This window comes from Ornithinimicrobium sp. (genome assembly GCF_051004135.1).
Lineage (GTDB): Bacteria > Actinomycetota > Actinomycetes > Actinomycetales > Dermatophilaceae > Ornithinicoccus.
This window is the reverse complement of sequence record NZ_JBPCKQ010000168.1, coordinates 19,042-30,064: the sequence shown is the minus strand read 5'-3', so window position 1 is coordinate 30,064 and position 11,023 is coordinate 19,042. Positions and strand designations below refer to the sequence as shown.

The following is an 11,023-nucleotide window of genomic DNA, read 5'->3' as shown; positions in this document are numbered from 1 at the left end:
TGGCGTCGACGTCGACCCCGATCACCTGGTGCCCGGCGTCGGCAAACTGCACCGCCAGGGGCAGGCCGATCTTGCCCAGCGCGACGACCGCGATCTGCATGGGTGTCCTTGTCGTTCGGGGATTGCCGTTCGGGGATTGCCGTTCGGGGATTGCTGCTCGACGGCCCGAGGATACGTGCCCGCACCGTCAGTGCACTGGGGGCAACGCTCGGGCGCTCACCGCCGTGCCCACCACGAGGCCGCCATGAAGCGAGGCGGTGCCTCCCGGTGCCCGATCTGCCGCACGTCCCGCGGGACCAGGGTCGGTGGCGTGCCGTGCCGGCGGCGCCGCTCGGCAAGCGCGATCATCTCCTCGGCCGGGGTCTGCGGGTCCAGGATCGCCTCGATCAGGGCGTGGTCGGCGCGGGACAGCGGGTCGGCATGGTCCGGGGCGGCGGCGTGCAGGCGCAGCATCACCTCGACCAGGGCGGTGCGCTCGACGAGGGTCCACCACGCCGGGTCGGGGCGGTTGGTCACGGCACCGAAGACGTGGATGCGCAGCAGTTTGGTGACGACGGCGGTGCGGGTGGCCTGCGGGTATGCGGTGAACCAGGACTGCTGCAGCAGGTCGGCCACAAACGCAAGCTCGACCTCGATCGGCCGCGGCTCGTAGGTCACCCGGTCGGCGGCGTCCTCGCCGATGACGTAGCCCGGGCCGGTGCGCTGCACCACGACCCTGGTCTCGCACCACAGCCGGGTGGCGTAGCCCACGTCGCCGCCCACGGGCATACCCTCGGCCAGGCTCAGTCCGAGCCGCACCCGGGCGGCCGTCGAGACCAGGCCCAGCGGAGCGCTGCGATAGCTGAGCCGGTCGCTGACGACCTGCGCGGGTCCGCGCAGCCACGGGCGCGTCGGCGGCGTCGGCACCCGGCGCTCGGCCTCACCGAGGACAAGTCGGGTGACCACGGTCTCCGCCCGGGTGCGCCGGGCCAGGTCCAACCACGCGTCCACGGAGCCCGGCTGCAGTGTGTCGTCCGAGCCCATGATGGAGACGAAGTCACCCTGCGCGGCAGCCATGCCCGCGTTGAACGGGCCCGACGCGCTGCGCAGCCCGTCGCGGTGCTCCAGCCAGGTCACCCGGTCGCGGTGCTCCGGATCGACCACACCCGCGATCCGGTCGGGGTCGACGTCGTGGCAGACGACGACAAGCCGGGTATGCCGCGGGTTGCCTCCCAGCACGCTACGCACCGCCCGGTCGATCGGCCGGGCCGGGCTGTGCACCGCGATGACGACGTCGACAGTCGCTGGTCCGGACGGTCCCGTCATCGCGACCCTCGCCCTCGGCGCCCCGCCGGTCTCCTGCGCAGCGACGCTGCCCGGTCGTAGGCGTCGGCGTAGCCCCTCGCGACGACCGCGGCCTCGAAGCGGTCCCCGATGGTCTGGCTGATCTGCGCAGCGGAGAGGTCTGCCGCCGAGGCCAGCACCCTCTCGACGGCGTCGGCGTAGGCGATCGCGCTCTGGGTGGGCACGGTGGCGCCGACGCGCGGGTCGAGGTACTCCCCCTGCCCACCTGTGGCGCCGACGACCACTGGCCGGCCGCCCAGAAGCGCCTCGGCACAGGAGACGAAAAAGTTGTCGCCCCGGGTGGGGCCGATGAAGACGTCGGCGGCCGCGAGCTCGGCCAGCACCCCGGCCCGGTCGAGGCTGCCGAGCAGGTCGACCCGGTCACCGACGCCGAGCGCCCGGGCGCGACCACGGACCTCGTCAGCCAGCTCGCCCTGGCCGACGAGACGGATCCGGGTTGGCCGCCCCCGGCGGGTCAGCTCGGCGACGACGTCGACCGCCAGCACCGGGTCCTTGCGCGGGATCAGGGCCCCGACATCGACCAGAGTCAGCTCACCCTCCAGTTCAGGTCGAGGCTGCACTTGCGGTCGAGGGACGACGCACGGCACCACTGTCGTGGGCCGTGCTCCGCGGACGTCGCGGATCGGTGTGGCCAGGTAGTCGCAGACGGCGGTGACCACGTCGGGCCGCGACAGCAGCCGGCGCAGCGCAGGCAGGGCCACCCGCCAGGAGCGAGGCAGCGTCTGCGGAGCGGTCAGCCCGGACCAGTGCTCGGTGTGCACCCACGGCGCCTCCGGCCGCCACCAGGCCATCGGCGGCAAGGTCGAGAACGCCATGGTGTGCACCAGATCAGCGCGACGGGTCATCGCCTGCAGCAGGGTGCCCGCTGCGCGGATCTGCCGAGGGCTCGTGGTGGACATGGGGATCCGGGTGACCGGGATCCCGTCGAGGGTCGCTGCCTCGGCGACGCCCGTTCCCCCGACGTCGAGCTGACCCGGCGGCACGAGGTGGACCAGCGCCACGTCATACCCGTGGTCGGCCAGCGCCCGCGCATCCTTGACCACGAACGCGCCGGTCGAGGGATGACTGCGGGTGGGCAACCAGGTGGTCACGGCCAGCACGCGCATGACGCCAAACTATCCCGGCTCGCCCTGCGTGTCGGTCCCGCCGCCTACGCTGAGGACATGACCGATGCACGAGGCGCGATGGACCGGCTCCGGATCGCCGTGGCTGACGGGCGCCTGGACCAGGCGTGCCGTGACGCGGGGATCGAGCTGGCCGTGCTCTTCGGGAGCGCGGTCAGCGAGCCCGACCCCGGCGACGTCGACCTCGCGATCGCCTTCGCCGACCCCGCCCAGCGCGACCTGCTCGCGGTCGTCGTCGCCCTGCAGGCTCTGGTGGGTGAGCCGGTCGACGTGCTCGATCTGGACCGAGCAGGTCCAGTGGTGCGGCAGCGGGCCCTGACCCGCGGCGAGCTGCTCGTCGAGCATCGGCCTGGGGCGTTCGCCGTCCGGCAGATGGCGGCGGTGCGCGAGTTCATCGAGACCGCGCCGTTCCGGGCGATGGACCTGGAGCTGATGGCCCGATGAACCCACGGCCCCTGGACGTCGACGTCGTTGGGCGCAGACTGCGCATGATGACGACGCTCGTGGATCATCTGGTGAGCATCGGCCCGGTCGACACGGCACGGCTGGATCGAGAGCCGATCACTCGGCTTGCAGTCGAGCGGATCCTCACCCAGCTGGTGGATCTGTCCGTCGACATCAACAGTCACATTGCCGGCGCCGTCCTCGGGCGGGCGCCCGAGCGGTTCCGGGACTCCTTCGACCTTGTCGTTCAGGCCGGGGCGCTGAGCACGGGCACGGCGGCCGCCCTCAAGGGTGCGGTGGGGCTGCGCAACGTGCTGGTCCATGAATATCTACAGACCGACTACTCCATCGTCGCCGGGGCCGTTCCGCAGGCGGTGCAGGCCTTCTCGGACTATGTGGGCGAGATCGCGGGCTGGACCTCCCGGCAGGGGCCGACGTGAAGGTGCTCAGCGTGGTCGGTGCCCGGCCTCAGTTCGTCAAGCTGGCGCCGGTGGCTGACGAGTGCGCCCGGCGCGGGGTCGAGCACCTCATCGTGCACACGGGCCAGCACTACGACCCGATGCTGTCCGACATATTCTTCGCCGACCTCGGCATCCCCGACCCTGATGTGCACCTAGGGGTCGGCAGCGGGTCGCACGGCGAGCAGACCGGGGCAATCCTGGCCCGGATGGACGACGTCCTGACCCAGCAGCCCCCAGACTGGGTCCTCGTCTACGGCGACACCAACTCCACCCTCGCCGGGGCCCTGTCCGCGGTCAAGATGCACCTGCCGGTCGCGCACCTCGAGGCCGGGCTGCGCTCGTTCAACCGCCGGATGCCCGAGGAGCACAACCGGGTGCTCACCGACCACGCCGCCGGCCTGCTGTTGGCTCCGACACAGGTCGCCATGGGTCACCTCGCCGACGAGGGCCTCGCCGGGCGCTCGGTGCACGTGGGCGACGTGATGGTCGACGTGCTGCGCAGGGTCCGTGCCGAGCTCGCCGACACCCCGGCCGTGCTGGACCGGCTGGGTATGCCGTCCGGTGGCTTCTGCGTGGCCACGATCCACCGGGCCGACAACACCGACGACCCGCAGCGGCTGGCGGCGATCCTCGGCGCGCTGGCGCAGGTGGATCACCCCGTCGTGCTGCTGGCCCACCCCCGACTGCGGGAGAGGGCGCGGGCGCACGGCATACCGTTGGACGGCGGAGCGGTGAAAGTCCATGACCCGCTGTCCTACCCCGACCTCGTGGCCGCCGTCGCGGCCTCCCGAGGGGTCGTCACCGACTCCGGCGGGCTGCAGAAGGAGGCCTTCGTCCTGCGCGTGCCCTGCACGACGGTGCGGCCCGAGACCGAGTGGGTGGAGACCGTCGAGCTGGGCTGGAATGTGCTGGTCGAGCCCGGCCTCGACGTCGCGGTCGCAGCCTCCCGACCGCCACCCGAGGCCACCGACGCGGCACCCTACGGGACCGGGCATGCGGCCGCCGCAGTCCTGGACGCCCTGGCCTCTCCTTAGTCGTCGCCGGGATAGGGCGGGATGCTGTCGGCGACGACGGCACCACGTTCGCCGACTGACTCCTCCGGCCCGACGGTGGAGTCACGGGCCGTCTGCCGTTCGGCCTCGGCATTGACCGCGGCGCCGATGATCACCAGCAGCACGGTCATCCACAGCCAGAGCATGCTGATGGCCACCCCGGCCAGCGAGCCGTAGGTGCGCTCGTAGGTGCCGAGGCTGCGCACGTAGGCGAACAGTCCTGTCGACATCGCGAGCCAGCACCCCGTGGCCAGCACCGCACCGCCGCTGACCCAGCGCCACTGCGCCCCCTTGCGATCGGGGGCGAACCGGTAGAGCACCGAGAGCAGCACCACCATCAGCGCGGCCATCCCGACCCAGATCGCCAGCTCGACCACGAAGTACACGACCGGAGGCGCACCCTCCTCGGCCCGTCCCACGATGCTGGTGGCCGTCAGCACCATGCCGAGCAGCACGGCTCCGCCGAGCACGAACCCCAGGGCGAGCAGCACGCGACGCCGGAAGCTGCGGGTCTCCTGCTCGTGGTAGGCCAGGGTGAGCGCGTCGATGAGGTAGTTCATCGCCGCCGTCGCGGTCCACAACGCGATGACCAGGGCGACGACCCCCTGCACCGTCAGCACCTTGGCCGAGGCGGCGCTGATGCTCGTGAGCTGTCCCGCCATCACCTCCTCGAGCTGCTCCGGGAGCAGATCCGCCACGCTGTTGAGCTGGGCCATGGCCTGCGCGGGAGTGTTGAGCACGCCGTAGACCGCCAGCGCGGTCACCAGGACGGGTGCGATCGACAGCACCGCGAAGAACGCGACACCCGCGCTGAACAGCGGGAACTGGTCAGCCATGATGCGCCGTCGCACCCGGTGCAGGATCTGACGCCAGCCGTCCCGCGGTATGCGGTGCGGCGCAGCGGCACGCGCGCCCGGTGCCACAGCCCCACCCTCCCCGGGGGCCGCATCCGCTGCCGTGTCACCGTCCAGGGCCTGTGCCATGCCCCCAGTCTCGCCCCGTTGGGCGCCGCTCGCATCCACCGACGCTCACCCGAGATCCATGAGAAGCCGGACCCTGACGGCGTCGAAGACCAAGCCGTCGGTCAGGGGTCCGCGACCCAGGTGCGCCTCGATGGCGTCCACAGCGCGCAGCACGTCGAGCAGCCGGTCCCGGGGCGCACGGCTCACAACGGCACCGCGTCCCGCAGGACAGCCGGCCGCACGTCACTGCGCAACGAGGCCTCGGGCACCAGGTCGACCGACACCCCCAGGAGACGCTGGAGCTGCCCCTGCACCTGGAGGAGCTTGAACAGACCCGTGCCCTCCGGCACTCGGACCAGCAGGTCGACATCGCTGGCGGCAGTGGCCTCCCCCCGCGCGACGCTGCCGAAGACTCTTGCCTCACTCATCCCGGCATCGCGCAGGACGTCGAGCACAGCCTGTCGATGCGTAGCCAGCTCTCCAGCGAGGCCACCCGGCTGGTCCGGAACGCCCGGAGTGAGCGCCCACGAGGCGCCCACGGCCTGCAGCAGGCGCAACCAGGTCGCAGCCCCCGGCTCCCGACGGCTTCGCTCGTAGGCGCTCCACGTGGTCTGGTCAATCCCGGAGCGGCGAGCCGCCTCGACCTGGGTCAAGCCGGCGAGACGGCGCGCCCGCCGCAACAGCTCACCGGTCGACTCCATAGCGCGACTATAGCGGATACGTCATAGTGTTCCCGGGGGCGTGGCCAGGGCGTCGACCGCCTCGGCCCAGCCCTGCACCTGGCGTTGCGCGGACAGCCGTCTCGCGACGGCGTGGCTGGCCGCCTTGAAGGCGAGGACCTGCTCGTCGGTGAGTGAGTCGATCGCCCGGGTGAGCGCCTCGGTGCCGAAGTCGTCCAGAACGAGACCGAGGTGGTACTCGCGCACCAGCTCTGCCATCTCCGGACTCGGCCCGACCAGGACGCCGAGCCGGGCCTGCACGAAGTCGAACAGCTTGTTGGGCAGAGTGAACTTGTAGTTGAAGGTCAACGGCGGCAGGACGAACACCCCCAGGTCACACTCCGCGAGCCGGTCGCCGAGGTCCTCCGGCGGCACCGGGTCGTGGAAATGGATGTGTGGCAGGTCCGCGACCCTGCCGCGGAGCTCGGCCAGATAGGCGGGGTCATTGGGCATCAGGTAAAGGTCGAGGGTGACCGGACGAGTCGTCTGCCGCACGGCGTCGAGCATGATCTCCAGGGAGCGGTTGCGCCGGGCCAGGCCGGAGTGCACCAGGCGCAACGGGTCCTGCACCGGCAGCGGGCTCCGGTCGGCGTACGGCGCGGCGTTGACCACCACCGCGGCCTCGATCCCGAACTCGCGGGCGTACTCCCGAGCCAGCTCCGGACCGACCGTCGTGACCGAGTCGGCCCGGTTCACGTGGGTGCGCACCAGCCAGCGCTGGAACGGTGCCACGAACCAGCGCCAGCGCCAGGACTCCTCGTTCTGTCGGGGTGCGTACTCGTGCAGGTCGGCGTGCACCGCCCCGGCATCCAGGCTCAGCGCGAGCGGCACGGTCTCGACGTCGTTGGCCAGCACCACGTCCCAGCTGCCTGCCGCGAGCACCCGGCTCAGGTGCCGGATGACCGGTGCGCTGTCGTAGGCCTCCTGGTAGCGGCGCAGGAGGAGCAGACGGCGGTCCTTGTGCCAGGCGACGATCTCCTCGGGTATGCGGTGGTGGCCGGCCAGCTCGATCCCCTCCCCCTGCGGCGCCGGTCCGTACCCGACGGTGGTGACGGCATACCGCGCGCAGAGCAATCGGATCTGGCGCAGCACCCGGGCATCGCGGCGCAACGGGCTGAACGCCAGGATCAGCAGCCGAGGTCGCGGCAGATCACTCATCCCTGCAGCACCTCGGCGTAGAGACCGATCAGCTCGCGCTCCTCGTGCTGCCAGGTCAGCTCGCGCGCGGCCACGGCAGCGGCATCCCGGTATCGCTGCGGGTCGGCCAGCAGCCGGGCGATGGTGGCGGCCATGTCGACGGGGCTGTCGACGTCGAAGATCTCACCGACCCCGCGCTCGCGCACGATGGCCGCGGTGTCAGGCAGGTCGGCGGCGGCGATCGGCAGGCCCGCGTGGATCGACTCGAAGAGCTTGTTGGGAAGGCTGAACCGGTAGCTCAGGCAGATCGGGCGCACGTAGACGACCGACAGGTCGGCATCGGCGAGAGCGGTGGCGACCAGGTCGGGGGCGACCTTGCCGATGAGGTGGACCCGGTCCGCGACGCCGAGCCGAGCGATCCGCGCGTGCAGCAGCGCCAGGTAGTCGGGCTCCCCGTAGCCCAGCAGGACGAAGTGCACCCGGTCCGGCAACAGCGCCAGTGCCTCCAAGGTCTCCTCGATCCCCCGGGACGTGGTGATGCGCCCCCCGTAGGCGATCACCTGAGTCTCCGGGCCGAGCGAGGCCAGCTCGCGCAACCGGCCCACGGCGGGGTCGAGCGCTCCGATCTGGCCCCGGGGAATGTTGCGCACCAGACTCGGGCGGATCGGGAGGGCGTAGGCGTCCTGCAGCCACAAGGCTATGGAGGGGCTGACCGTGATGACGCCGTCGGCCCGGCGGATCACCAGCGACTCGATCAACCGCTCGACCAAGGGGGCGACCGGGCGGTCGGTGCGGACGTTGCGGTGCCGCCACAGCTCGTGCGCGTCGTAGACGACCCGGGCACCGGTGCGCCGGGAGATCCACCACGCGGGAGAAAGGGTGTTGCCGTCGTTGGCGTGCACGACGTCCGGGATCCACTCCGCCGCGGCCCGCGCGGCCAGGACCCAGTACAGCCCAAGGCTGACCACCCGGTAGGTGCGCAGCCACAGGTCGCTGCCGACGGTGACAGCTCGCCCGCGCGCGCCGGTCCCGGCTCGCACCGAGCTCTGTGCCGTCACCGGAGCCGCGGTCGACTCCCGCGAGCCGCCCGGGTCTCGCCGCCGCAGGAGCAGGCGGCCACCGTGAAGGAGCCAGGGGGCATAGCGCCGCAGCTCGAACTCCGGGGCGCGCCACACCGGGACGCCCTCCCCGACCGTGTCCGCCCCCTCGGGGTAGCCCGCTCGAGCCCGGGCCACCGCGAAGATCCGCACCTGCGTCCCCGCAGCGCGCAGACTCTCGGCCGTCTTGATGACCCGGGAGTCTGCGTGGGCGTCGTTGTAGACCAGCAGTGCGACGCGGGGTGGGCGGCCCCCCACCGACGGCAGGCTGCACGTCATACCGGGTCCACCCCGGTCTGATCCCGGTCGGTCAGCCCGGCGAGGGCCGCCTGCACGGCGAAGTCGGGCTCGGCGGCGACCACCTCCGCGAAGGTTCCGCTGGCGATCAGCCGGCCATCGCGCAGGAAGCAGACCTGCTCGCTGTGCCGGATCGTGGCCAGTCGGTGGGCCACGACGAGCACACTGACCTCCCCGGCGAGCTCGCGGATCGCCGCGGTGACGGCCGCCTCGGTCGAGGTGTCCAGGGCGGAGGTCGCCTCATCCATCACCAGGACCAGGGGGTCGGTGTAGAGGGCGCGGGCCACGCCCAGCCGCTGCCGCTGGCCACCGGAGAGGCTCAGTCCGCGCTCGCCGACCTTGCCGTGGATGCCGTCCGGGCGGGCTTCGACGACGTCGAGCAGCTGGGCGCGCTCCAGCGCCCGGCGCACCCGCTCCTCATCGACCTCGGAGTCCTTCCAGGTCAGGGCGACGTTGCGGGCGACCGAGGCGTCGAAGAGGGACACGTCCTGGGGCACGTAGCCCACCCGGGCCCGCCAGGCGGGCAGCACCTCGGCCAGCGGCCGCTCCCCCACCAGCACCTGGCCGCCGCTGGGCTCGAGCAGCCCCAGGACGATGTCGACCAGGGTGGACTTGCCCGACCCCGACGCACCCACCAGGGCGAGGGTCTGCCCGAACGGCAGCTCGAGCGAGACCTCCCGTACCGCGGGCACCGCCGCCCCCGGGTAGGTGAAGCTCACCGCGTCGAGCCGCATCGACCGGGCATCGTCCGGCAGGGTCACCGGGTCGCGCGGGGACGGCACCGGGTAGTGGCGGCCGCGGTCGATCTCGACCAGGACCTGTTGGGCGAACGACAGGTTGGCCCCGGTCTGGCCCATGATCGTCTGGAACCGGGTGAGCGAGGGCACGATGCGGAAGCCGGCCACCCCGAACAGGGCCACGGCGGCCAGGGCACCGTCGATGCCGCCCTGGGCGTAGCCGATGGCCCCGCCGATCCCGAGTCCCCCGATCAGAGCCGCCTCCAGCACGTAGCGGGGCACGGCGCCCAGGAACGACTGGTCAGCACGCGCCCGGGAGGATCTGCGGCGCACGTCGAGGACGACCTCGGCCACCTCGGCGCTCTTGTTGCGCAGGGTGATCTCCTTCAGAGAGTGCACCATCTCGCTGACCAGCCGGACCGCCTGGGTGGAGTAGGCCCGGTTGTCCTGCCCGGCCTGCACGGCTCGCTTGAGCACCCAGACGTAGAGCAGTGCGCCGACCAGCCCGAAGTAGACGATGGTGGCGCTGGCCAGGAGCGGTTGAGCCAGGACCAGGACCACGATCACGGCGGTGAAGGTGAACAGCTCGCCGGACAGCTGGGCGAACGGGATCAGCACCCCGGCGACGGTGGCGCCGACCCCGACGTCGGTCGAGCGCACCAGGTCGGTGGAGTTGCGGCGCAGCCGCTCGGTCCACGGAGCGCGGAACGTCGTCTCCAGCAGCCGGGCCCCCAGCACCTGCTCGAACCGGGCGAACCTCCGGGTCGCCCACCACTGCAGGGCGATGGCCAGGGCACTCTTGGTGATGATGAGCAGGCCCACCGCGATGAGCACGTTGCGGAACTCCGCGGGCTCACTGAGGGTTCCGAGCACCGGAAGGGTGGCCGAGGTGCCCGCCAGCATGGGCGCCAGGATCACCGCGAGCAAGCCGAGCGCGGCCACGTCGAGCACGGCCAGGGCGCTCTGCAGAACCGCGAAGATCACGATGAAGCGTCGGGTCCCCTCCGGGAGCACCGTCAGCAGCTCGCGCACGGTGCGCAGCAGGGCGAGCATGGCCCGAAGCCTAACCACCACACTCGACTTGCTCGGGAAGTTGCGGTCGGGAGCGCTACCCGTCTCCCCGGCGGCGCCACCAGGGTCGGCGCGATCGGGTGCCCAGCGCGTCCGAGGTAGATCCGGTGGTCGATGGCTCGGCCGAGGATCCGAGAACCTCGGTCACGGCGGCGCGGAGCGCCACCCACCGCTCCAGCATCTGCTCCACATCCACCCGGCCGACGATGGCCGGTGAGCCCTGGCCGGCATACGGGCGCTTGCGATCGGCGATGACTCTCGCGTTGAAGTCCTCGAGCACCTCGCGCACAGCGGTCTCGTTCGGCAGCTGCAGCAACGACTCGGGATACGTCTCCCGCTCCCGTCGCAACGCCATCGGGCCGGGCAGGGCGGCGGACAGGTCGATCTTCTCCCGCTGGATCAGGTCCTTGATCCACCAGTCCGGGTCATCTGGCCGGTCCAACGACGTGAGTGGCTTGCCCGCACCAGGCAGTTCGTCGAAGTCACCGCGTCGCTGCGCCTGCCGGATCGTCTGGTCCACCCAAGTCTCGATCTGCGCAGGAGTCATCGGCGGACGCTCGCGCCGCTCAGACGCAATG

The 11,023-nt window shown here is 71.7% G+C and carries 13 protein-coding genes; 3 read left to right on the top strand and 10 right to left on the bottom strand.

Annotation, left to right across the window (positions count from 1 at the left end):
- The 3 genes from ACR2FV_RS11550 to ACR2FV_RS11540 form a co-directional block, all read right to left on the bottom strand.
- A partial coding sequence (locus ACR2FV_RS11550; protein ID WP_434015846.1) for a hypothetical protein occupies positions 1 to 100 on the bottom strand: 100 nt, incomplete at its 3' end.
- Between the two features lie 116 nt (positions 101 to 216).
- The gene (locus tag ACR2FV_RS11545) at positions 217 to 1,305 is read right to left on the bottom strand and encodes a glycosyltransferase (protein WP_434015844.1); all 1,089 of its coding nucleotides are present in this window, start codon (positions 1,303 to 1,305) and stop codon (positions 217 to 219) included.
- The gene (locus ACR2FV_RS11540; RefSeq protein WP_434015843.1) at positions 1,302 to 2,450 is read right to left on the bottom strand and encodes a glycosyltransferase; all 1,149 of its coding nucleotides are present in this window, start codon (positions 2,448 to 2,450) and stop codon (positions 1,302 to 1,304) included. The genes ACR2FV_RS11545 and ACR2FV_RS11540 overlap by 4 nt, the downstream gene beginning before the upstream one ends.
- Before the next feature lie 57 nt (positions 2,451 to 2,507).
- On the opposite strand from ACR2FV_RS11540, the gene ACR2FV_RS11535 reads away from it, so the two are divergent.
- From ACR2FV_RS11535 to wecB, 3 genes are read left to right on the top strand one after another with little or no spacing between them, the layout of a single operon-like run.
- Positions 2,508 to 2,912 carry a nucleotidyltransferase family protein gene (locus ACR2FV_RS11535; RefSeq protein ID WP_434015842.1) on the top strand — a complete coding sequence of 135 codons (405 nt, stop codon included), beginning with the start codon at positions 2,508 to 2,510 and terminating at the stop codon, positions 2,910 to 2,912.
- A 47-nt stretch (positions 2,913 to 2,959) separates the two neighbouring features.
- Positions 2,960 to 3,352, top strand: coding sequence for a type VII toxin-antitoxin system HepT family RNase toxin (gene hepT / locus ACR2FV_RS11530; protein ID WP_434015841.1), 393 nt, complete (start codon positions 2,960 to 2,962; stop codon positions 3,350 to 3,352).
- Positions 3,349 to 4,407, top strand: coding sequence for a non-hydrolyzing UDP-N-acetylglucosamine 2-epimerase (gene wecB / locus ACR2FV_RS11525; protein ID WP_434015840.1), 1,059 nt, complete (start codon positions 3,349 to 3,351; stop codon positions 4,405 to 4,407). The genes hepT and wecB overlap by 4 nt, the downstream gene beginning before the upstream one ends.
- On the opposite strand, the gene ACR2FV_RS11520 is transcribed toward wecB, so the two are convergent.
- Genes ACR2FV_RS11520 through ACR2FV_RS11490 form a run of 7 tightly spaced genes read right to left on the bottom strand, consistent with a single transcriptional unit; the run spans position 4,404 to position 10,992 of the window.
- Positions 4,404 to 5,408, bottom strand: a complete 1,005-nt coding sequence (locus ACR2FV_RS11520; RefSeq protein WP_434015839.1) for a YihY/virulence factor BrkB family protein — start codon at positions 5,406 to 5,408, stop codon at positions 4,404 to 4,406. The genes wecB and ACR2FV_RS11520 overlap by 4 nt on opposite strands.
- A gap of 45 nt (positions 5,409 to 5,453) precedes the next feature.
- Entirely contained in the window at positions 5,454 to 5,594 is a 141-nt protein-coding gene (locus tag ACR2FV_RS11515) for a hypothetical protein (RefSeq protein ID WP_434015838.1), read from the bottom strand.
- Positions 5,591 to 6,088 carry a nucleotidyltransferase domain-containing protein gene (locus ACR2FV_RS11510; RefSeq protein ID WP_434015837.1) on the bottom strand — a complete coding sequence of 166 codons (498 nt, stop codon included), beginning with the start codon at positions 6,086 to 6,088 and terminating at the stop codon, positions 5,591 to 5,593. The genes ACR2FV_RS11515 and ACR2FV_RS11510 overlap by 4 nt, the downstream gene beginning before the upstream one ends.
- Positions 6,089 to 6,109: 21 nt before the next feature.
- Entirely contained in the window at positions 6,110 to 7,264 is a 1,155-nt protein-coding gene (locus ACR2FV_RS11505; protein ID WP_434015836.1) for a glycosyltransferase family 1 protein, read from the bottom strand.
- Positions 7,261 to 8,619, bottom strand: a complete 1,359-nt coding sequence (locus ACR2FV_RS11500) for a glycosyltransferase (protein WP_434015835.1) — start codon at positions 8,617 to 8,619, stop codon at positions 7,261 to 7,263. The genes ACR2FV_RS11505 and ACR2FV_RS11500 overlap by 4 nt, the downstream gene beginning before the upstream one ends.
- Positions 8,616 to 10,427: an ABC transporter ATP-binding protein gene (locus tag ACR2FV_RS11495; RefSeq protein WP_434015834.1), complete on the bottom strand. Its 1,812-nt coding sequence runs from the start codon at positions 10,425 to 10,427 to the stop codon at positions 8,616 to 8,618. Before ACR2FV_RS11495 ends, ACR2FV_RS11500 begins: the two co-directional genes overlap by 4 nt.
- A gap of 55 nt (positions 10,428 to 10,482) precedes the next feature.
- Positions 10,483 to 10,992 carry a DnaJ family domain-containing protein gene (locus ACR2FV_RS11490; RefSeq protein ID WP_434015833.1) on the bottom strand — a complete coding sequence of 170 codons (510 nt, stop codon included), beginning with the start codon at positions 10,990 to 10,992 and terminating at the stop codon, positions 10,483 to 10,485.
- Between the last annotated feature and the right edge of the window lie 31 nt (positions 10,993 to 11,023).

Excerpts from the sequence above, each read along its gene's own strand:
- ACR2FV_RS11535 (WP_434015842.1), top strand. The coding sequence starts at position 2,508 with ATGACCGATGCACGAGGCGCGATGGACCGGCTCCGGATCGCCGTGGCT.
- hepT (WP_434015841.1), top strand. The coding sequence starts at position 2,960 with ATGACGACGCTCGTGGATCATCTGGTGAGCATCGGCCCGGTCGACACG.
- ACR2FV_RS11495 (WP_434015834.1), bottom strand. The coding sequence starts at position 10,427 with ATGCTCGCCCTGCTGCGCACCGTGCGCGAGCTGCTGACGGTGCTCCCG.
- ACR2FV_RS11540 (WP_434015843.1), bottom strand. The coding sequence starts at position 2,450 with ATGCGCGTGCTGGCCGTGACCACCTGGTTGCCCACCCGCAGTCATCCC.
- ACR2FV_RS11545 (WP_434015844.1), bottom strand. The coding sequence starts at position 1,305 with ATGACGGGACCGTCCGGACCAGCGACTGTCGACGTCGTCATCGCGGTG.
- ACR2FV_RS11520 (WP_434015839.1), bottom strand. The coding sequence starts at position 5,408 with ATGGCACAGGCCCTGGACGGTGACACGGCAGCGGATGCGGCCCCCGGG.
- ACR2FV_RS11490 (WP_434015833.1), bottom strand. The coding sequence starts at position 10,992 with ATGACTCCTGCGCAGATCGAGACTTGGGTGGACCAGACGATCCGGCAG.
- ACR2FV_RS11500 (WP_434015835.1), bottom strand. The coding sequence starts at position 8,619 with ATGACGTGCAGCCTGCCGTCGGTGGGGGGCCGCCCACCCCGCGTCGCA.
- ACR2FV_RS11510 (WP_434015837.1), bottom strand. The coding sequence starts at position 6,088 with ATGGAGTCGACCGGTGAGCTGTTGCGGCGGGCGCGCCGTCTCGCCGGC.
- ACR2FV_RS11505 (WP_434015836.1), bottom strand. The coding sequence starts at position 7,264 with ATGAGTGATCTGCCGCGACCTCGGCTGCTGATCCTGGCGTTCAGCCCG.